The sequence below is a fragment of the Rhizobium rhododendri genome (genome assembly GCF_007000325.2).
GTDB lineage: Bacteria > Pseudomonadota > Alphaproteobacteria > Rhizobiales > Rhizobiaceae > Rhizobium > Rhizobium rhododendri.
Map to the genome: position 1 here is coordinate 1 of NZ_CP117267.1, position 18,550 is coordinate 18,550.

22 protein-coding genes are annotated in these 18,550 nt (G+C 60.2%); 9 read left to right on the plus strand and 13 right to left on the minus strand.

Features of this window, described 5'->3' with window-relative positions; all coding sequences use genetic code 11:
* Window positions 1–105 precede the first annotated feature (105 nt).
* Window positions 106–1,665, plus strand: coding sequence for a chromosomal replication initiator protein DnaA (gene dnaA / locus PR018_RS00005; RefSeq protein WP_142824436.1), 1,560 nt, complete (start codon window positions 106–108; stop codon window positions 1,663–1,665).
* A 118-nt stretch (window positions 1,666–1,783) separates the two neighbouring features.
* Here dnaA and PR018_RS00010 read toward each other — a convergent pair whose 3' ends face one another.
* The 5 genes from PR018_RS00010 to rph all read right to left on the minus strand — a co-directional run bounded on the left by PR018_RS00010 (window position 1,784) and on the right by rph (window position 5,468).
* Window positions 1,784–2,287, minus strand: a complete 504-nt coding sequence (locus PR018_RS00010; RefSeq protein ID WP_142823837.1) for a cysteine hydrolase family protein — start codon at window positions 2,285–2,287, stop codon at window positions 1,784–1,786.
* Window positions 2,288–2,449: 162 nt separating this feature from the next.
* Entirely contained in the window at window positions 2,450–3,649 is a 1,200-nt protein-coding gene (gene hemW / locus PR018_RS00015) for a radical SAM family heme chaperone HemW (protein WP_142829143.1), read from the minus strand.
* A gap of 15 nt (window positions 3,650–3,664) precedes the next feature.
* Window positions 3,665–4,309 carry an RdgB/HAM1 family non-canonical purine NTP pyrophosphatase gene (rdgB, locus tag PR018_RS00020; RefSeq protein ID WP_142823838.1) on the minus strand — a complete coding sequence of 215 codons (645 nt, stop codon included), beginning with the start codon at window positions 4,307–4,309 and terminating at the stop codon, window positions 3,665–3,667.
* A gap of 12 nt (window positions 4,310–4,321) precedes the next feature.
* Window positions 4,322–4,735 carry a VOC family protein gene (locus tag PR018_RS00025; RefSeq protein WP_142823839.1) on the minus strand — a complete coding sequence of 138 codons (414 nt, stop codon included), beginning with the start codon at window positions 4,733–4,735 and terminating at the stop codon, window positions 4,322–4,324.
* 16 nt (window positions 4,736–4,751) lie between these two features.
* Window positions 4,752–5,468: a ribonuclease PH gene (gene rph / locus PR018_RS00030; protein WP_111216399.1), complete on the minus strand. Its 717-nt coding sequence runs from the start codon at window positions 5,466–5,468 to the stop codon at window positions 4,752–4,754.
* 163 nt (window positions 5,469–5,631) lie between these two features.
* On the opposite strand from rph, the gene hrcA reads away from it, so the two are divergent.
* Together hrcA and grpE are read left to right on the plus strand one after the other, a co-directional pair.
* Window positions 5,632–6,720 (plus strand): heat-inducible transcriptional repressor HrcA, encoded by a 1,089-nt coding sequence (hrcA, locus tag PR018_RS00035; protein ID WP_142824438.1) that lies wholly within the window; start codon window positions 5,632–5,634, stop codon window positions 6,718–6,720.
* A 125-nt stretch (window positions 6,721–6,845) separates the two neighbouring features.
* Window positions 6,846–7,481 carry a nucleotide exchange factor GrpE gene (gene grpE / locus PR018_RS00040; RefSeq protein ID WP_142823840.1) on the plus strand — a complete coding sequence of 212 codons (636 nt, stop codon included), beginning with the start codon at window positions 6,846–6,848 and terminating at the stop codon, window positions 7,479–7,481.
* 267 nt (window positions 7,482–7,748) lie between these two features.
* Here grpE and ptsN read toward each other — a convergent pair whose 3' ends face one another.
* The 6 genes from ptsN to lptC all read right to left on the minus strand — a co-directional run bounded on the left by ptsN (window position 7,749) and on the right by lptC (window position 12,972).
* Window positions 7,749–8,213: a PTS IIA-like nitrogen regulatory protein PtsN gene (gene ptsN, locus PR018_RS00045; RefSeq protein WP_111216405.1), complete on the minus strand. Its 465-nt coding sequence runs from the start codon at window positions 8,211–8,213 to the stop codon at window positions 7,749–7,751.
* Between the two features lie 67 nt (window positions 8,214–8,280).
* Entirely contained in the window at window positions 8,281–8,856 is a 576-nt protein-coding gene (gene hpf, locus PR018_RS00050; RefSeq protein WP_142823841.1) for a ribosome hibernation-promoting factor, HPF/YfiA family, read from the minus strand.
* 243 nt (window positions 8,857–9,099) lie between these two features.
* Window positions 9,100–10,662 carry an RNA polymerase factor sigma-54 gene (rpoN, locus tag PR018_RS00055; protein ID WP_142823842.1) on the minus strand — a complete coding sequence of 521 codons (1,563 nt, stop codon included), beginning with the start codon at window positions 10,660–10,662 and terminating at the stop codon, window positions 9,100–9,102.
* A 156-nt stretch (window positions 10,663–10,818) separates the two neighbouring features.
* The gene (gene lptB / locus PR018_RS00060; protein WP_142823843.1) at window positions 10,819–11,613 is read right to left on the minus strand and encodes an LPS export ABC transporter ATP-binding protein; all 795 of its coding nucleotides are present in this window, start codon (window positions 11,611–11,613) and stop codon (window positions 10,819–10,821) included.
* Between the two features lie 28 nt (window positions 11,614–11,641).
* Window positions 11,642–12,295, minus strand: coding sequence for an LptA/OstA family protein (locus PR018_RS00065; protein ID WP_142823844.1), 654 nt, complete (start codon window positions 12,293–12,295; stop codon window positions 11,642–11,644).
* A gap of 14 nt (window positions 12,296–12,309) precedes the next feature.
* The gene (gene lptC, locus PR018_RS00070; RefSeq protein ID WP_142829111.1) at window positions 12,310–12,972 is read right to left on the minus strand and encodes an LPS export ABC transporter periplasmic protein LptC; all 663 of its coding nucleotides are present in this window, start codon (window positions 12,970–12,972) and stop codon (window positions 12,310–12,312) included.
* Window positions 12,973–13,204: 232 nt separating this feature from the next.
* On the opposite strand from lptC, the gene sppA reads away from it, so the two are divergent.
* The 3 genes from sppA to PR018_RS00085 all read left to right on the plus strand — a co-directional run bounded on the left by sppA (window position 13,205) and on the right by PR018_RS00085 (window position 14,967).
* Complete coding sequence (sppA, locus tag PR018_RS00075; protein WP_142823846.1) at window positions 13,205–14,161, plus strand: signal peptide peptidase SppA; 957 nt, start codon at window positions 13,205–13,207, stop codon at window positions 14,159–14,161.
* 25 nt (window positions 14,162–14,186) lie between these two features.
* Window positions 14,187–14,492, plus strand: a complete 306-nt coding sequence (locus PR018_RS00080; protein ID WP_142823847.1) for an integration host factor subunit beta — start codon at window positions 14,187–14,189, stop codon at window positions 14,490–14,492.
* A gap of 142 nt (window positions 14,493–14,634) precedes the next feature.
* Window positions 14,635–14,967: a LapA family protein gene (locus PR018_RS00085; RefSeq protein WP_142829113.1), complete on the plus strand. Its 333-nt coding sequence runs from the start codon at window positions 14,635–14,637 to the stop codon at window positions 14,965–14,967.
* A 1-nt stretch (window position 14,968) separates the two neighbouring features.
* Here PR018_RS00085 and PR018_RS00090 read toward each other — a convergent pair whose 3' ends face one another.
* Entirely contained in the window at window positions 14,969–15,376 is a 408-nt protein-coding gene (locus PR018_RS00090; protein WP_142829145.1) for a GNAT family N-acetyltransferase, read from the minus strand.
* A 78-nt stretch (window positions 15,377–15,454) separates the two neighbouring features.
* Window positions 15,455–15,907 carry an SRPBCC family protein gene (locus PR018_RS00095; protein ID WP_142823849.1) on the minus strand — a complete coding sequence of 151 codons (453 nt, stop codon included), beginning with the start codon at window positions 15,905–15,907 and terminating at the stop codon, window positions 15,455–15,457.
* A gap of 111 nt (window positions 15,908–16,018) precedes the next feature.
* Between PR018_RS00095 and PR018_RS00100 the strand changes: the two genes are divergently transcribed.
* Genes PR018_RS00100 through lspA form a run of 3 tightly spaced genes read left to right on the plus strand, consistent with a single transcriptional unit; the run spans window position 16,019 to window position 18,548 of the window.
* On the plus strand, window positions 16,019–17,182 hold the full coding sequence (locus tag PR018_RS00100) for a class I SAM-dependent methyltransferase (protein ID WP_142823850.1): 1,164 nt from the start codon (window positions 16,019–16,021) through the stop codon (window positions 17,180–17,182).
* Window positions 17,179–18,039, plus strand: coding sequence for a TrmH family RNA methyltransferase (locus PR018_RS00105; RefSeq protein WP_142823851.1), 861 nt, complete (start codon window positions 17,179–17,181; stop codon window positions 18,037–18,039). Before PR018_RS00100 ends, PR018_RS00105 begins: the two co-directional genes overlap by 4 nt.
* The gene (gene lspA / locus PR018_RS00110) at window positions 18,036–18,548 is read left to right on the plus strand and encodes a signal peptidase II (RefSeq protein WP_142823852.1); all 513 of its coding nucleotides are present in this window, start codon (window positions 18,036–18,038) and stop codon (window positions 18,546–18,548) included. The genes PR018_RS00105 and lspA overlap by 4 nt, the downstream gene beginning before the upstream one ends.
* Window positions 18,549–18,550 lie beyond the last annotated feature (2 nt).

Genomic DNA, 18,550 nt, shown 5'->3' on the forward strand with positions numbered 1-18,550 from the left:
ATGCGCGATGCGATGACTCAGTGCGAGCCGGACCCCGCCATCAGACGAGATAATATCGGGCGGCGTTCCTTCGCCCGACATGACGAGATTCTGGAAGGCGGCGAAATGCAGATGAATACGATGACGACCGGTGCACTGGCGAAAAGCGGCGACGGTGCGCAGCAGGCGTTGAGCTCGGTTTGCCTTGAAGTGGCGGGAGACAAAGCAGACATGAAGCATAGTGTACTGTTCGAGCGTGTGAGCGCACGTTTGAAGGCGCAGGTCGGTGCCGACGTTTATGCCAGCTGGTTTGCCCGTCTCAAGCTGCATTCGGTGTCGAAGAGTGTCGTCCGCCTGACGGTACCGACCACGTTTCTGAAGTCATGGATCAACAACCGCTACCTGGATATGATCACAAGCCTGTTCCAGGCTGAAGATGCCGAAATCCTCAAGGTCGAAATTCTTGTCCGTACCGCCCAGCGGCATGGCACAAAGGCCCCTGCGGCTGACGAGCAGGTCGTCGTGCCAGATACGGGCGCCGTGGCCCCGATGCGCCGCCAGACCGCCCAGGCGGCAGGCCAGGCCGTCGCCCAGGCTGTCAATGCCGCTGGCGCTGCCCGCACGCCGAGCTTCGGCACACCGCTCTTCGGTTCGCCGCTCGATCCTCGCTACACGTTTGACACCTTCGTCGAAGGCGGTTCCAACCGGATCGCGCTGGCCGCAGCCGAAACCATCGCGGAAGCCGGTGCCGGTGCCGTGCGCTTCAACCCGCTGTTCCTGCATTCGAGCGTCGGTCTCGGCAAGACCCACATGCTGCAGGCGATCGCCAACGCTGCCGTGCGCAATCCGCGCGCCCTCCGGGTCGTTTACCTGACGGCCGAATACTTCATGTGGCGCTTTGCGACCGCGATCCGCGACAATGATGCGCTGACCCTTAAGGAGTCGCTGCGCAATATCGACCTTCTGATCATCGACGACATGCAGTTCCTGCAGGGCAAGATGATCCAGCACGAATTTTGCCATCTGCTGAATATGCTTCTCGACAGCGCCAAGCAGGTTGTCGTCGCAGCCGACCGCGCCCCTTGGGAACTGGAATCGCTCGATCCCCGCGTCCGCTCGCGCCTGCAGGGTGGCGTTGCCATCGAACTGGAAGCGCCGGATTACGAGATGCGCCTCGAGATCCTCAATCGCCGGCTGGCCGCAGCCCAGGTCGAGGATCCGTCACTTGAAATCCCAGCCGAGCTTTTGTCGCACGTTGCCCGCAGCGTCACCGCCAGCGGCCGCGAACTGGAAGGCGCCTTCAACCAGCTGGTTTTCCGCCGCTCCTTCGAGCCGAACCTGACTGTCGAGCGCGTCGATGAGCTTCTTGCCCACCTGGTGGGCTCAGGCGAGCCGCGTCGCGTGCGTATCGAAGACATCCAGCGCGTTGTCGCCCGCCATTACAATGTGTCGCGCCAGGAGCTGGTTTCGAACCGCCGCACCCGCGTCATCGTCAAGCCGCGCCAGATCGCCATGTATCTGGCAAAAACCCTGACACCGCGCTCGTTCCCGGAAATCGGCCGTCGCTTCGGCGGACGCGATCACACGACCGTGCTGCACGCCGTGCGCAAGATCGAGGAACTGATCTCCGGCGACACCAAGCTGTCGCACGAAATCGAGCTGCTGAAACGTCTTATCAACGAATAGTCATCTACGCGGTATGAATCGAAACGGCCGGCGAAAGCCGGCCGTTCTGTTGTCAGATACGCTGTTGCTGCATCTCAGGAAGTGGGCATCCTGGACGTTGGCAGGCGTTCGCCATTGATCATTTCCAAACGTCCGCGGCGATCAGCACCGGAAGTTTTGAACCGAGCGCATTGAGCGCGATACGGTGAACGGTTTCGGTGGGCGCGGTGCAGAGATCGCCGATCACCTTCACCACCATTCCGTCTGCAGCCCTCGACATCGCGGTGAAGACGACACAGTTCTGCGTCATCATTCCGCAGATCAGTAGCTCTTCAGTCCCGTTTAGATGTTCGGCGAGGTCGGTATCCTGAAAGGCGTCTGCACTGCTTTTGATGACGACGGGCGCATTGTCTGCAGCCTTCAGGACATTGTCGCGAATGGCTGTTCCCGCCCCGTCCTTCGCAAAGAGACCGGTGCTCGCTGCCGAAATGTGCTGGACCAGCACCACCTTGTCGCCGGCCGCTCTGGCTTTCGCTATCGCCGAGAGAATGTGGCTTTCGGTTTCGTCCGCTTGCCACAGGGGCAGGGCACCTCCCGAAAAATAATCATTTTGAATGTCGATGACGAGAAGGGTGCGGTTCATCCTGGAATTCCTTTGCAGGTCTGGAGACATCCCTCGGGGATACCAGACGTTTCAGCAGCTTTGGTAGCGCGGGCGCGTAGCGTTCATGTCAAGGAGTGGAGAGATGCGTATCGACCCATCGGGGCGAAGGGTTTCCTTCTCCCGACTGGTCGTGGTTACCCCTCAGCACGCCAAATCGGCCACCACGGAATCAAGGATCAGCATGCCCGCCGGCGTGCAGCGCAGGCGCGAATTGCCGATGCGCTCAATAAAGCCGTGCTCGAGCAGGAACTCTTCGCGCTTGGGATCGGGATCGCGGCCCGAAAAATGCCGCCATCGAACGAGGTCGATGCCTTCCTTCAGCCTGAGCCCCATCAGCAGCAGTTCATCGGCCTGCTCGTCGTAGCCAAGCATTTCCTGCTCGAGGATGCCGTGGCCGTCGCGCTCGACCATGTCGAGCCAGCTCTCGGGCTTGCGCTCAGTAGCCGTTGCCAGCTTGTCGCGTCCTTGCGTCAGGCGACCATGGGCGCCGGGGCCTATGCCCGCATAGTCGCCATAGCGCCAGTAGGTCAGGCTGTGGCGGCTTTCGGCGCCGGGGCGGGCATGGTTGGATACCTCGTAGGCCGGCATCCCCTCGCGCTCGGTGATCTCCTGCGTCGCCTCGTAGAGCAGCGCTGACTGGTCGCCATCCGGCACTACCAGTTTGCCGGCCTTGTGCAGGCCAAAAAACGGCGTGCCTTCCTCTATCGTCAGCTGGTAGAGCGACAGGTGATCGACCGCGTAGGACATCGCCTGTTTGAGTTCCCGCTCCCATTCCTCAACCGTCTGGTCTGGACGGGCGTAGATGAGGTCGAACGACATGCGTGGAAAGATGTCACGGGCAAGGCCTATGGCCTTCAGCGCATTCTCGGTGTTGTGCAGCCGGCCAAGAAATTTGAGGTCACGGTCGTTCAGCGCCTGTACACCGAGCGAGACACGGTTGACACCGGCCGCTCGATAGCCGCGAAACCGGTCTGCCTCGACGCTGGACGGATTGGCCTCAAGCGTTATTTCGATCCCATCCGGCACGTGCCAATGCGTGGCGATGCCGTCGAGAATGGCGCCGACCGTTTCCGGCGTCATCAGCGATGGCGTGCCGCCGCCGAGAAAGATGCTGGTGACCGTCTTCGCGCCGCTGAGCTGGCGCATCGATGCCATTTCTTTGAGAAAGGCGGCTGTAAAGCGCGGCTGGTCGACCGCCTGATGACGGACATGGCTGTTGAAATCGCAATAGGGGCATTTGGCAGCACAGAACGGCCAATGCACGTAGACGCCAAAACCGGGCTCGCCGGTATCGGGCAGGAGAGGGGCGCCACGCAAAAGCGCGCTATGCGAATCGACAATGTTCACCGGACGATCCTACGCTTCCAGCCCGGTTTCGACAAAGCGCTTGAAGGCTCGTGCCCGGTGCGACAGTGCTTCCGGGTCGCCGGGCTTCCAGCCGTGCTTTTCCTGTGCCGTCATTTCGCCGAAAGTCGCTTCATAGCCTGATGGCTGGAAGATCGGATCGTAGCCGAAACCGGCCTCGCCACGTGGCGGCCAGACGATGGTGCCCTCGACTTCGCCGCGAAAAAGCTCGGTATGCCCGTCGGGCCAGGCGAGGCAGAGCACGCTGACGAAATGGGCGCTGCGCTTGTCCGTCGTCGTTGCGCCAGCCTTCTGCAGGGCCGTCTCGACCTTCTGCATTGCCATCGCAAAATCGCGGCTGCCGTCGGCCGTTTCCGCCCAGTTGGCGGTGTAGACACCAGGATCGCCGCCGAGCGCATCGATCACCAGCCCGCTGTCGTCGGAGAGCGCCGGAAGGCCAGAGGTCTTAGCCGATGCCAGAGCCTTGATGCGGGCATTTTCCTCAAATGTCGTGCCGGTTTCGTCCGGTTCGATGAAGCCCAGTTCGGCAGCGGATTTGGCAACAAACCCCATCGGGCCGATCAGGTCGGCGATTTCGCGGATCTTGCCGGCATTATGGCTGGCAACGACGATGGTCTTTGTTTCGAGCTTGCGCATGCACTATTCCTGTCAGATCGCCCAGAGGCCGGGTTCGGCGCATTCCAGACTGTTGCCCGCGGGGTCGCGGAAGTAAATCGACCGCGCTCCGTTCGGCCAGAGAAAATCGGCTTCGATGGCGACGCCAGCGGCTGTCAGGCTTTGCACCATCCCGTCAAGCTGGTCGGCAGCGACGCGAAAACAGGCATGTCCGCTCCCCGCTGTCCCGTGGGATGGCACCGGCAAGGCCCCCGCCGGCGCAGGCTTTACCGTTTCCGCGCGATTGAAGATCAAAAGCACGCCGGGTCCGCAGCGAAAGAAGACATGCCGATCACCCTGACGGGTAATCCTGGGCAATCCCAGGATCGTCCCGTAAAAGCTATCCGCCTCGTCGAGCTCGTCGACGTAGAGCGCCGTTTCGAGAATGCCGTCAATGGCAACGGGCATCTGGTATCTCCGTCGATCAGCCGATCGCCTGCTTTTGCATCGCGACGAGCTCGGTGCAGCCATTCTTGGCGAGGCCGAGCAGCGTCAGGAATTCTTCTTCCGAGAACGGCTTGCCTTCGGCCGTGCCCTGGATCTCGACGATACCGCCGGAGCCGGTCATTACGAAGTTGGCGTCCGTCTCAGCCGAGGAATCCTCGAGATAGTCGAGGTCGATTACCGGCTGGCTGGCAAAGATGCCGCAGGAAATGGCGGCGACATGATCCTTGAGGACCCGGTCGAGCTTGATCATGCTGCGGCCTTCCATCCACTTGAGACAGTCGTGCAGCGCGATCCAGGCGCCGGTGATCGACGCGGTACGGGTCCCGCCATCCGCCTGGATGACATCGCAGTCGAGGCTGATCTGGCGTTCGCCGAGGGCCTGCAAATCGACAACGGCACGCAGCGAGCGGCCGATGAGGCGCTGGATTTCCTGAGTGCGACCGCTCTGCTTGCCGCTGGCGGCCTCGCGCTTCATACGTTCGCCGGTAGCGCGGGGCAGCATGCCGTATTCGGCGGTCACCCAGCCCTTGCCACTGTTGCGCAGCCATGGCGGTGTCTTTTCTTCAAGACTTGCCGTCACCAGAACATGGGTATCGCCGAACTTGACCAGGCACGAGCCTTCGGCGTGCTTGGAGAAGTTGCGCTCGAACGAGACCTTGCGCATCTGGTCGGTTTTTCTGCCTGAAGGCCGCATGTTATACTCCTGATGGTGTTGCACCGCTTCTACGATTGACGGCCCGCTTTTGCAAAGAAAAAGCGGCCTGCGCCGGCCGGCCGCCGATGATGGCATTTTCCTTTGTCATTGCGGGATGAGCAGCTATACTTGGAAAGGATCAATGCAGGGGCACCACGGCGAAATGGGATTTTTGACATCGTCGATTTCGGACGCCGTTTCGGCACTCGACGAAAGATCGAAGGAAGTTTTTCGTCGCATCGTCGAAAGCTACCTCGAACATGGCGAGCCGCTCGGTTCGCGCAGCCTGTCGAAACTGCTCCCGATTTCGCTCTCGCCAGCCTCCATCCGCAACGTGATGGGCGATCTCGAAGAGCTAGGCCTTATCTATTCGCCGCATATCAGCGCCGGCCGGCTGCCGACCCAGATCGGCCTACGGTTCTTCGTGGACGGTTTCATGCAGGTCGGCGATCTCTCGGCCGAAGACCGCGCCACGATCGACCGGCAGATCCGCGGCAGCAACCGCGACCAGCCGATGCAGTCGGTAATGTCGGGAGCCAGCCAGATGCTCTCGGGCATTTCGCGCGGTGCCGGTATCGTCATCACCAACAAGAGCGATCCGGTCCTGAAGCATGTCGAATTCATCCGCCTGGAGCCGACCAAGGCGCTGGCCGTGCTCGTCGGAGACCACGATCAGGTGGAAAACCGGATCATCGAGCTACCCGCCGGCATCACGTCGTCGCAGTTGACGGAGGCGGCTAATTTTCTGAACGCCCACATGACCGGCCAGACGCTGCCGACGTTGCGCAAGCAGCTCCAGACCCTGAAGAACGACGTGCGCCACGAACTCGACGTGCTGTCGCAGGATCTGGTCGAGCGTGGCATTGCTGTCTGGTCCGGCGACGACGACGCCAGCAAGCCGGGACAACTGATCGTCCGCGGCCGCGCCAATCTGCTGGATGGCCTTGCCGATGCCGCAGATCTCGACCGGCTGCGCATGCTCTTCGACGATCTCGAAAAGAAGGACAGCCTGATCGAACTGCTCGATCTCGCCGAAACCGGCCCGGGCGTGCGCATTTTCATCGGTTCTGAAAACAAGCTGTTTTCGCTGTCAGGCTCGTCGCTGATCGTTGCGCCATATCGCGACGGCGACGATAAGATCGTTGGTGCCGTCGGCGTTATCGGCCCGACGCGACTGAACTACGCCAAGATCGTGCCGATGGTCGATTATACCGCCCAGCTGATTTCACGCCTGTCGCGCAACGGATTGTAGCGCCTCCCCATTCAATCGCGGCGATTGCCGGCAAATCGCCGCTTCTTCATCGGCAAGCCTTGATTTTTCGAAGTCAAACCTCGATATCGGGCACATCCTAGAGACCACGCAATTCGGAGACCGTCATGATCGTCGACACGACCAATGATACACACGACGCAACGCCCAACGAGAACCTCGAAGAGTTCGCGCCTGATGTGGACGATGCTGCCGAGACAGCGCCGTCGGAGCCGGATCCCGTCGAGGTCCTGAAGGGCGAAAATGCCGAGCTTCGTGACCGTTACCTGCGGCTTGCTGCAGAAATGGACAACCTGCGTCGTCGCACCGAGCGGGAAGTCAAGGATGCCAAGTCCTATTCCGTCGCAGGCTTTGCGCGCGATATGCTGGCCGTCTCGGACAACTTGCGCCGCGCTATCGATGCCATCCCGGCAGACGTCCGCGAAAATGCCGATGCAGGTCTGTCGACGCTGATGGAAGGCGTCGAGATGACGGAACGCTCGATGCTGTCCACCCTGGAGCGCCATGGCGTCCGCAAGCTTGAGCCGGTCGGCCAGAAGTTCGATCCGAATTTCCACCAGGCAATGTTTGAGATCCCCAACACGGAAGTGCCGAACAACACTGTCGTGCAGGTCGTACAGGACGGTTACAGCATCGGCGAACGCATCCTGCGCCCGGCAATGGTAGGCGTCGCCAAGGGCGGTCCGAAGGCCGTAGATGTGGAAGTCGGCGCCAACAGCCCGTTCGACGAAAAAGACGCCTGATTTTTCAGCAGCCAGATTTCAATGACAATTGGCTGCTGCCCGTTCCTTCTAATCCCCGCCCTCGTGGCGGGGATCCACAACGCCGCTTAGACGGCGCGGGATCTCTTGCTCACCGCAGCGCTCTATAACCGCGCAGGTGGCGGTTGCCGATGCCCTGCGGCAAGCGGAGGAGTGAGCTCGGGATGTCTAACGAGATGAATCTAAGTAGCAGGGATTGGCGCGAGCCTTTGGTTCAGGCCCGCGCAGTTTTGCGCGGTAACCGAAACGTCACGCCGCGTTAGAGGCCTGTTCCTCGTTGAGGAACGCGTAGATCGCCGAGGCTGATTCGGTGGCCCTGAGCTTGGCGACGAGATCCTGGTCTCGCAGCACGCGGGCGATGCGCGAAAGCGCCTTCAAATGGTCGGCGCCGGCGCCCTCGGGTGCAAGCAGCAGGAAGACGAGATCGACCGGCTGGTCGTCCAGCGCTTCGAAGTCGACGGCTGAATCCAGCCGCGCGAAGACGCCGGTGATGGTCTTGACGCTTGGCAGCTTGCCGTGCGGGATGGCAATGCCATTGCCCACGCCCGTTGAACCGAGACGTTCACGCTGCAAGATTACTTCGAAGATATCCCGTTCCGACAGTCCCGTCAGCTTGGCGGCCTTGGCCGCCATTTCCTGAAGCAACTGTTTCTTGGAATTTGCCTTCAAGGCAGGGATGATCGCATCTTGCTGCAGCAAATCTGCCAAAGCCATTCTTTTTTCCTCGTGTGCCGGGATGCTCCCGAAGAGCGGCGGCGGAACCGCCGCTCTCCGTGCTGTCTCAGCCCTTGATGCTGGCTGCGTCTATCCAGCCGATGTTGCCGTCATGACGACGATAGACGATGTTCAGTTCCTTGCCGGTGCTCCGAAACATCAGCACCGGTTCGTCGGTCATATCGAGCGCCATAACGGCCGACGCAACCGACATCGTCTTCAATTGCTTCGAGCTCTCGGCGATGATTGCGGGCGCGAAATCCTCGGCGACCTCATGGTCTTCATCCGGCATGCCGTCCATCACGGTGTAAGCGACTTCACCAAAAGCATCGTCTGCCGGATTGGTAGCGTGGTGATCCTTCAGGCGGCGCTTGTAGCGGCGCAGGCGCTTCTCGATCCGCTGCTGTGCGGCATCGAAGGCCAGTTGCGGATCCATCGCTTCGCCGGCCGCGTGCAGGATGACGCCGCTGTCGAGATGAAGCTTGCAATCCGCCGCGAAGCGCGAGCTGGACTTTTGCACCGTGACCTGCCCCGAATACCCTCCGTCAAAGTATTTGGTGACTGCCATATCGATCTGCTCTTCGATCCGCTGACGGAAGGATTCGCCGATTTCCATATGTTTACCGGATACACGCACACTCATGGAGTTTCCCTTTTTGTAGTGGTTGCGCCTGTCAGCTTACGCCAAGCGTCCTTCTCATCCAAGCACTTCGCACGATCTTTGACAAAAAGCCTGGATCGCCGACATGCGCTGAAAAGCGAGATTCCTGTGTGTGGTGATGCCTTGCACCGATTGCGGCGGGCTTCTAGCGCTGCCGCATGAAAGAGTCAACAGGCCCGCCGCGAACCTAGGCAGATGAACACCTAAAGGTTGAAATTCCAGGCTCTAGAAGCCTGCAACCCTGGCCAGTGCACGCTTTTCGCGGCGACGCTGAACGGAGGAGGGGATGTTCATGGCCTCCCGGTATTTTGCCACCGTACGCCGCGCAAGCTCGACACCATTCTTCTTGAGGTTGTCGACAATGTCGTCGTCCGACAGTACGCTGTCGGGAGCCTCCTGGACAATCAACTGCCGGATGCGATGGCGCACGGCCTCCGCAGAATGGCTGTCGCCGCCCTCGACTGCGCTGATCGAGACGGTGAAGAAATATTTCAGCTCGAACAGTCCGCGCGGCGTCAGCATGTATTTGTTGGAGGTGACGCGGCTCACCGTCGATTCGTGCATCTTGATGGCATCCGCAACGGTCTTGAGGTTCAGCGGCCGCAGCTGGCTGACACCGTTCACCAGAAATGCGTCCTGCTGCCGGACGATTTCCGTCGCCACCTTCATGATCGTCTTGGCGCGCTGGTCGAGGCTGCGCGTCAGCCAGTTGGCGGTCTGCAGGCACTCGGACAGGAAGGAGTAATCGTCACCGGTCTTCGATATCTTGGCGAAGTAGGACTGGTTGACCAGTACCCGTGGCAGGGTGTCCGGATTGAGCTCGACCTGCCAGCTTCCGTCTTGGGCTGCACGAACGACGATGTCGGGCGTAATGGCTTCGGACATGCCGGTCTCGAAGCTGCTGCCGGGCTTCGGGTTAAGCTGGCGGATCTCGCCCATCATGTCGAGAAGATCTTCCTCGTCCACGCCGCAGAGCCGTTTCAGCGTCGCAAAGTCTCGTCGGCCGAGCAGCTCAAGATGCTGCAGGAGCTGATCCATGGCCGGATCCAGCCGGTCCTTCTGGCGAAGCTGTATCGCCAGGCATTCCGAGAGCGACCGCGCAAAGACGCCGGGCGGATCGAGAGTCTGCAGGCAGGCAAGCACGCGCTCGACCTCCGCGCATGCAGTTCCGACGCGCGCAGCCGTCTCGGCAACTTCGCCGCGGAAATAACCGGCATCGTCCAGTTGATCGACCAGGTGTTCGGCCAGCATTCGGTCGGCGCTGGCTGGCAAAGCGAAGGGTATCTGCTGGTTGAGATGGTCGCGGAGCGAAATCTGGCCGGCGACGAAGTCGTCGAGATCGTAGCGTTCGGCTGCCTCGGTGTTGCCGGGCATCGACTTCCACTGGCTGACGAGCTCGGGCGCGTCCAGGCGCTGCGGCTGTCCGTCGTCTGGAAAGACATTGCTGAAATTGCTGTCGAGCTCGTCGTTCAGCCGCTCGGCATGGCCGGTGTTGCTGCTCTCGTACCAGTCGCTTGCAAGCTCGCCTGAGTTTCGCTCGGGACCTTCTTCACTTCGGCCATCCTCGGAAACGCCGCGTGCCTCTTCTTCAGGCTCGCGGCTGTTGCCGCTGCCCAATTCGCCGTCATTCGATGAAAATTCGAGCAGCGGATTCTTTTCGACTTCCAGTGCGATGAACTGGTTGAGCTCCAGATGTGTCATCTGGAGCAGCTGAATGGATTGCATCAGCTGCGGCGTCATGACCAGACTTTGGCTCTGGCGCAGGAAAAGATTGGCGGACAAGGCCATGACGGACGCAGAACTCCCCTTCAATCCCTCCTGGAAAACGCTGATACCGCTTAAAAACGGTCAGCCTTTTCCAACTGGCCCAAAAATTGCTTTTTTATTGGGTTTGGTCAAGGGCATGTCGGGGGCAGAGGCTAATTTCTGTGCCAGAATAATCTATCAGAGGCTGAAATTGTCGCCAAGGTAGAGCCGGCGAACCTCAGGATTATTAACGATGTCGTGGGCTCGCCCATGCGTCAGCACTTCTCCCGCATGAATGATGTAGGCGCGGTCGATAAGTCCCAGTGTCTCGCGGACATTATGGTCGGTGATCAGCACGCCAATGCCACGCGCTGTCAGATGGTGCACCAGGTTCTGAATGTCCGAAACCGAGATCGGATCGACGCCTGCGAAAGGCTCGTCGAGCAGCATGAACGTCGGGTCGGTGGCGACAGCGCGGGCAATTTCCAGGCGCCTGCGCTCACCCCCGGAAAGGGCTATGGCCGGCATGGTGCGTAGGTTGCGGATGTGGAATTCCTCGAGCAGGTCATCGAGCTTGCTTTCGCGCTCGTCCTTGCTCTTGATATGGACTTCCAGAACGGCGCGGATGTTTTCCTCGACGCTCAGCCCGCGAAAAATCGAGGCTTCCTGCGGCAGGTAGCCGACGCCCAGCCGCGAGCGGCGGTACATCGGCATCGTCGTCACATCGTTGCCATCGATTTCGATGGTGCCTTCATCGACCGGAACCAGTCCGGTGATCATATAGAAACAGGTCGTCTTGCCGGCCCCGTTAGGGCCGAGCAGGCCAACGGCCTCGCCGCGCCGGACGACGAGCGAAACGCCGTTGACGACACGCCGCGTCCGATAGGTCTTGGTCAGTCCGCGGGCAATCAGCGTGCCCTGATAGCGGGCCTTGTCGCCGGAAGGGGCTTGCGTCGAGGCTGACGGCTCGGAGGTGCCGAAGTTAGTGGTCATGTCTGGCGCTGTCACTCAAAGGTCGCGATCAGTTCGTCTTGGCAGCGGCAGGCTGCTTTGACTTCGGATCGAGCTGGATCTGTACGCGGCCGCCGCAGCTGTCGAGCTGAGCTTCACCGGTGTCCATGTGAACTGTCAGCATGCAGCCGGTGAACACATTGGGACCGTCCGTCAGGATGACCTTGTCGCCCTTGAGGATGGCGAGCTGGGCTGCCATGTCGAAGGATCCATTATCAGCCGTCGCGGTCTGGGTGCCGGAGGTCAGGTAGACCTTCTCGGACACCAGGATGTGGTCGATATCGGTATCTCCGGAAACGACCGAGTTACCCGCAGCTGGCTTCTTCGTTTCGGCCACGGGTGCCGGCTTGCCGTTGGCATCCGGCTGCGGCTTCTTCTTGTAGAAGACGATCATTTTCCCGGCCTTCATCGTCGTCGTGCCCTGGACGACGTTGACCTTGCCGGTGAACACGGCGTTGCTTTCCGAATCATGGATTTCCAGCTTGTCGCTTTCGATCTGGATCGGTTGGTCCTTGTTGAGATTCAGGCCAGTCATCTTGGTGGTGGTCGACTGCTGGGCGCTGGCGCCTACCGCTGTCATCAACGCGAAAATGCCAATCGCGCCGGCCAGAGCGGCTTGACGGAGACCAGTGTTGGAAAAGTGCATGCGACAATCGTTTGTCATGGTCCGCCCGGCGGTTAGCTGCCCGTATTGTGGATGGTGGAAGCATCGATGTGCATTTTCACCTGTCCGTCGAATTCGATTACATTTCCCTTATCCGTCATCTTGAGCGACTGTGCAACAATTGACGCGAGGCCTTTGAAGATTGCGACGGGCTGTTGCGTAACGAGCGATCCGCCCTTGATATCGAGGAAGGCGCCCTTGAATTCCGCACGCAGGCCGTTGTCGAGCGTGACGGTAAAGGGCTCCGTCAGCTTCATGGTATCGGCAGCACGGTCGAAGTCGCCGCTAAGGGCGGTGACATGCGCGACACCGTCGCTGACGGGCATGGCTGCCTTGATGTTTTTCAGCGTTATCAAGTTCGGGTTCTTGATGTCCTGCAGCGCTTTTTCCGCAAGCATGGAGTAGTTGATGCCGTCGGAGTTGCGCCCGGCAATCGCCGGTCTCTGCATGACGATCTTGCCGTCCTCGATGGATGCGCCCTGGATCGAGATGTTTTCCGGCATGTAGGCGCGCACCACCGAGACGGTAATGAAAATCAGCGAGATGATGACGGCTGCGATCGGCAGCAGGATTTTCAGTCGGCGGACACGTCCCGAGTTGGCGACCGCGGCGTCGTAGGCGCGCAGTTCGGGCGTCAATTGGCGGCCCGGGCCGGTTGATTCGGCAGTGTTTGACATCGGCGGTCCGTCTCTCTGGTTCCGGCAGCGCAGTTTGTGCAGCGCACTTATAGGCTTGCAATCACATTTCGCACGCTTGCATTAGCTTGCCAATACGCATTTTTTTCGGCAACAAAAGGCATCGGATGCAAACGACGACGTCATCTGTCCGTCGACCATATGCTGCTTTAAGTTAACAACGCCGCGCTCTCGGCGATTATCTGGTTATTGTCATAAAAGGAAATAGGACCTCATGGAGAGTTCTGCAATTGCGGACCGTCGACAATTACGCCGCAAGTTAAGCTTCTGGCGCATCGTTGCAGTCCTCCTGCTGGTCGGTCTCGGCTTTGCGCTATATCGTTTTGCCGGTGGCGAACTCGGTGCCGGCCGCAAGCCGCAGATCGCTCGCGTCGCAATCACCGGCGTCATCCAGGATGATAAGGAACTTCTGGAGCGCCTGAAGACGATCGAGGACGACAACCAAGTCAAGGCACTGATCGTGTCGATTTCATCGCCGGGTGGTACCACTTATGGCGGTGAGCGCATATTCAAGGCTATCCGCGCGGTGGCTACCAAGAAGCCGGTCGTGTCCGATATCCGGACGATGGCCGCATCGGCTGGCTACCTCGTCGCCGCTGCCGGAGACACGATCGTTGCCGGCGATACGTCGATCACCGGCTCGATCGGTGTGCTCCTCCAATATCCTCAGGTCAAGGATCTGCTCGACAAACTCGGTGTCTCCATGGAGGCGATCAAGTCGTCGCCGATGAAGGCCGAGCCTTCGCCGTTTCATCCGCCGAGCGACGAGGCCAAGGCGATGATCAACAATATGGTGATGGACAGCTATGGCTGGTTCGTCGATCTCGTTGCGGATCGCCGTAAATTGCCGCGCGATCAGGTCCTGAAGCTGGCCGATGGCAGCATCTTCACCGGTCGTCAGGCGCTGGCAAACAAGCTGGTCGACAGTCTCGGCGGCGACGATGACATCCGCGCCTATCTCGAAACGCGAAAGGTCGCCAAGGACTTGCCTGTCGTCGATTGGGATGCGCCACGCCGCACATCACCATTCTTCCTGCCCGGCGCTGCGGCCGATCTCATCACATTGCTCGGTTATGGCGATTTTGTTAAGGGTGATGGCGCGCAGAAGCTGTTGTCTGAGAAGTTGTTTCTTGACGGCCTGCTTTCTGTTTGGCAGGGTGATGCGCATTGATAAATCAATGATTTAGGGGGCCACCGTGATCAAATCGGAATTGGTGCAGATCGTTGCGGCGCGAAATCCGCATCTTTATCACCGTGACGTCGAGAATATCGTCAATGCGGTCCTCGACGAGATCACGGATGCCCTGGCTGGCGGTAACCGGGTCGAGCTGCGTGGTTTCGGTGCTTTTTCGGTTAAAAACCGCCCGTCGCGCTCCGGTCGCAACCCGCGCACCGGCGATACGGTCTTCGTTGAGGAAAAATGGGTACCGTTCTTCAAGACTGGAAAGGAGCTCCGCGAGCGCCTCAATCCTGGCAGCCATGACGAAGACGACGACAGCTGAGACCGCTATCCAAGCCGTTGCCTCTTGAAGTTGCCCCAATCGTTCTTATCCTGTCGCCGGGATGAAGAGGAACGTCAGAAAGCCGGTATGGTGCCTAATAACGGTAGCGCCAGATTGCCTGTCGTCGACAAGGAGACTGTGAATGGCAAAGAAGATCGTCAACCTGTTGGTGCTGCTGCCGATCGGCATCATCCTCATCATCTTCTGCGTCGCCAACCGGCAGCTTGTGACGATGGCATTCAATCCGTTTCGCCCCGAAGATCAGGTCCTGTCTCTCAGCGCACCGTTATTCGTGTTCCTTTTCGTGACACTGATTCTCGGTATGGTGATCGGCTCGGCTGCGACGTGGTTCACGCAGGGGCGTTATCGTAAACGTGCCCGCACGGAAGCCCGCGAGGCCGTCCGTTGGCAGGCCGAGGCTGACCGCCATCGCAATCGCGCTGAACAGATCGCCGGCCATCTGCCGGCAAAGTGAATTACAAATTCCAGTCTGTAACCGGCCTGAACACCATGTCGTTGTAGTCGCCCTCGGCGGATGTACCGAGGCCGGTCACGACAAACCCTCTTTGCTCGTAAAAGCTCCGGGCAGCCTTGTTCTTCACCAGGCATTTCAGGCGGTAACGTCGCCGCGGCCATCCGGGCAATGCCTGCAGCAAGGCCGTTCCCGCTCCGGCGCCCTGCCATTCCGCGCGGATGTAGAGCATGTGGATGAACGCGTCCGCATCGAGAATAGCGATAAACCCTGCAATCGTCCCATCAGCATCCTCACAGACGAAAATGATTTCGCCCTTCGAGTGAGTGGCGAAGTCTTCGAGGAGGAAGCGGGCGGGATCGACCCAGGTAAATGTCGCGCGCCGAGCCTTCAGATAGATATCTGAAAGCATCGGCTGATCGCCATCGACCGCCGGTCGGATATTCCATTGTCGTGTCGTCAAGCGGATGCCTTGGGATAGAGCCTGTCTTTAAGCTTCGATCTTGCCATTGATTGCAGCGTTGAAGTCATCGAAGAATTGCTGGGCCAGCTTCTTGGCGCTGGAATCGATCAGTCGCGAGCCCATATGGGCAATCCGGCCGCCGATCTCGCCGCGCGCTGTATAGTGCAGGATCGTCTCCGCGCCGTCTGCCTCGAGCACCACGTCGGCGCCGCCCTTGGCAAAGCCGGCGATGCCGCCCCTGCCTTCGCCCTCGATGGTGTAGCTGTCGGGTGCATTGATGTTGGAGAGCTTAACATCCCCATGAAACGAGGCAGACAGCGGGCCGATGCGGAATTTGATCAGGGCGACAAACTCCGTTGGCGACACCCGCTCGAAGCTTTCACAGCGTGGAATGCACTGCTTGATGATCTGGGGGTCGTTGAGCGCGGCCCACACGGCATCTCTGGTTGCGGAAATCCGCACTTCGCCGGTCATGTCCATCGTCCATCTCCCTTCATGCCTGCACTTCGGCCGACAATTGCAGATCGGAAAGCGCTTTGCCAAGAGCCGCCCAGATGCTATTTGCACGCCGACGTCAATATCGAGACAACAATGGTGAAACAAAAGGAACGCCGGCCTGGACAACGGTCGAGCGCTGGCCCAGGTGGCAAAGCCCCGCGCGCGGATGCCCCGAGCGGCCGCGCCAAGCCCTATGCCCAACCTGCGCGCGACACGAGGCCGGTGCGCGAAGAGCGTCCCCGCGAGGCGACACCCCGTGCGGAAGCCGCGCGCAGTGAGCGCATCGCCGAAACCCAAGGTGGACCCGCCGCTGCTGAGCGTCCTTTGTTGGTGCGCAGCGGCGAGCGACCGCCAGAGCGCGTGCCGATCATCCTGGAATCCTCTGGCGCTGGCGATTTCCACCTCATCGACATGGGCAACGGGCTGAAGCTCGAGCAATACGGCCCCTACCGGATCGTTCGCCCCGAGGCCCAGGCGCTTTGGCCGCCGACTTTGCCTGCTTCGGTCTGGGAGAATGCCGATGCCATCTTTACCGGTGATACGGAAGAGGACGGCATGGGACGCTGGCGCTTTCCCCGCGCAGCGCTCGGCGAAACATGGCCGCTGCAACTGCTCGACGTCGATTTTCATGGCCGCTTCACGTCGTTCCGCCATGTCGGCGTCTTCCCCGAGCAGATCGTTCACTGGGAATGGATGAAACAGCAGATCGAGGCCTCGAAACGGCCGCTAAAGGTGCTGAACCTGTTCGGCTACACCGGCGTTGCCTCGCTGGTGGCAGCCCGGGCCGGTGCAGAGGTCACCCATGTCGATGCCTCCAAGAAGGCAATCGGCTGGGGTCGCGAGAACCAGGCTCTCGGTCATATGGAGAAGCTGCCGATCCGCTGGATCTGCGAGGATGCAATGAAGTTCATCCTGCGTGAGGAACGGCGCGGCAATACTTACGATATCATTCTGACCGATCCGCCGAAATTTGGCCGCGGCCCGAACGGCGAAGTCTGGCACCTTTTCGAGCATCTGCCGATGATGCTGGATATCTGCCGGCAAATCCTGTCGCCCGACGCCCTCGGCCTCGTGCTGACCGCCTATTCGATCCGCGCCAGCTTCTACTCGATCCATGAACTGATGCGCGAAACCATGCGCGGTGCCGCTGGCGTCGTCGAATCCGGCGAACTGGTCATTCGCGAGACCGGCCTCGACGGCAAGCAGCCGGGCAGGGCACTCTCCACTTCTCTTTTCAGCCGCTGGGTGCCGCAATGAACGACGATTTTCGCGACACGGGCGCGCGCCGGGTCGGCCAGGTCAAGGAAGTGACCTCGCTTGCCAATCCCATCATCAAGGACATCAAGGCGCTGACCGACAAGAAGGCGCGTCAGGAAACCGGTACCTTCATGGCCGAAGGCCTGAAGCTGGTGATCGACGCCATCGAGCTCGGCTGGACCATCCGCACGCTGGTTTATGCCAAGGCCGCCAAGGGCAAGCCGCTTGTCGACAAGATGGCAGCCCGCACGGTGGCCTCCGGCGGGCTCGTGCTGGAGGTCAACGAAAAGGTGCTGTCTAGCATCACCCGACGCGACAATCCGCAAATGGTCGTTGGTATCTTCGATCAGCGCTGGCGGGCCCTGAAGGACATCCGGCCTAAGGCGGGCGAGACCTATGTGGCGCTCGACCGCGTCCGCGATCCCGGCAACCTCGGCACGATCATCAGGACAGCCGATGCTGCAGGCGCCGCCGGTGTCATCCTTGTCGGCGAGACGACCGACCCGTTCTCGCTGGAAACCGTGCGCGCCACCATGGGCTCGGTGTTCGCCGTGCCCGTCACCCATGCGACGGTCGACGAATTTCTCGTCTGGAAGAAGAACGCCGGCGTTTCCGTCGTCGCCACCCATCTGGCCGGCGCCGTCGACTACCGCACCATCGATTACAAGAAGAGGCCAATCGTGTTGCTGATGGGCAACGAGCAATCCGGCCTGCCGGAAGCTCTCGCGACCCAGGCGGATGCCTTGGCGCGGATTCCTCAACAGGGACGTGCCGATTCTCTCAACCTTGCGGTGGCGACAGCCGTGATGCTGTTTGAGGCCCGCCGACATGTCCTGACGCTCAGCGAGGCAAGATGACCGAAGTCAGCTCCACCGCACCGCAGCGGCAAGCACTGTTCTCCAGGCCGCTGCCGATCCTGATCTTCGTCGTCATCGCCGTCATACTCGATCAGGCGATCAAGATCGCCGTAGACCATTACCTGCCGCTGCAGCAGGCCGTCCCCGTCATTCCGATGCTGGATCTCTATCGCACCTACAATCTCGGCGTCGCCTTCTCCATGCTTTCGGGCCTGGACGGCTGGCTGATCGTCGGCATGCGGTTGATCATCGTGGTCTTCGTGCTCTATCTCTGGCGCCATGCCGCCAAGGATCGCTGGCTTGCCCATCTCGGTTTCGCGCTGATCATATCGGGGGCGCTTGGTAATCTGGTCGACCGTTTTCTCTACGGCCACGTCATCGACTACATCCTGTTCCACACCGAAACGTGGTCCTTTGCCGTCTTCAACCTGGCCGACAGTTTTATTACGGTCGGCGCAGGCGCCGTGATTCTCGATGAACTGCTGCTTCCGAAAAAGCCCAAAACCTAAAA

Coding starts and splice junctions, on each gene's coding strand:
- PR018_RS00010 (WP_142823837.1), bottom strand. CDS start 2,287: ATGAACCGCACCCTTCTCGTCATCGACATTCAAAATGATTATTTTTCG.
- rpoN (WP_142823842.1), bottom strand. CDS start 10,662: ATGGCCTTGTCCGCCAATCTTTTCCTGCGCCAGAGCCAAAGTCTGGTC.
- dnaA (WP_142824436.1), top strand. CDS start 106: ATGCAGATGAATACGATGACGACCGGTGCACTGGCGAAAAGCGGCGAC.
- PR018_RS00085 (WP_142829113.1), top strand. CDS start 14,635: ATGGCAAAGAAGATCGTCAACCTGTTGGTGCTGCTGCCGATCGGCATC.
- rph (WP_111216399.1), bottom strand. CDS start 5,468: ATGCGGCCTTCAGGCAGAAAAACCGACCAGATGCGCAAGGTCTCGTTC.
- PR018_RS00095 (WP_142823849.1), bottom strand. CDS start 15,907: ATGGACATGACCGGCGAAGTGCGGATTTCCGCAACCAGAGATGCCGTG.
- PR018_RS00065 (WP_142823844.1), bottom strand. CDS start 12,295: ATGACAAACGATTGTCGCATGCACTTTTCCAACACTGGTCTCCGTCAA.
- lspA (WP_142823852.1), top strand. CDS start 18,036: ATGACCGAAGTCAGCTCCACCGCACCGCAGCGGCAAGCACTGTTCTCC.
- hrcA (WP_142824438.1), top strand. CDS start 5,632: ATGGGATTTTTGACATCGTCGATTTCGGACGCCGTTTCGGCACTCGAC.
- PR018_RS00090 (WP_142829145.1), bottom strand. CDS start 15,376: ATGCTTTCAGATATCTATCTGAAGGCTCGGCGCGCGACATTTACCTGG.
- PR018_RS00100 (WP_142823850.1), top strand. CDS start 16,019: ATGGTGAAACAAAAGGAACGCCGGCCTGGACAACGGTCGAGCGCTGGC.
- hpf (WP_142823841.1), bottom strand. CDS start 8,856: ATGAGTGTGCGTGTATCCGGTAAACATATGGAAATCGGCGAATCCTTC.
- grpE (WP_142823840.1), top strand. CDS start 6,846: ATGATCGTCGACACGACCAATGATACACACGACGCAACGCCCAACGAG.
- lptC (WP_142829111.1), bottom strand. CDS start 12,972: ATGTCAAACACTGCCGAATCAACCGGCCCGGGCCGCCAATTGACGCCC.
- sppA (WP_142823846.1), top strand. CDS start 13,205: ATGGAGAGTTCTGCAATTGCGGACCGTCGACAATTACGCCGCAAGTTA.
- PR018_RS00025 (WP_142823839.1), bottom strand. CDS start 4,735: ATGCCCGTTGCCATTGACGGCATTCTCGAAACGGCGCTCTACGTCGAC.
- ptsN (WP_111216405.1), bottom strand. CDS start 8,213: ATGGCTTTGGCAGATTTGCTGCAGCAAGATGCGATCATCCCTGCCTTG.
- PR018_RS00105 (WP_142823851.1), top strand. CDS start 17,179: ATGAACGACGATTTTCGCGACACGGGCGCGCGCCGGGTCGGCCAGGTC.
- lptB (WP_142823843.1), bottom strand. CDS start 11,613: ATGACCACTAACTTCGGCACCTCCGAGCCGTCAGCCTCGACGCAAGCC.
- rdgB (WP_142823838.1), bottom strand. CDS start 4,309: ATGCGCAAGCTCGAAACAAAGACCATCGTCGTTGCCAGCCATAATGCC.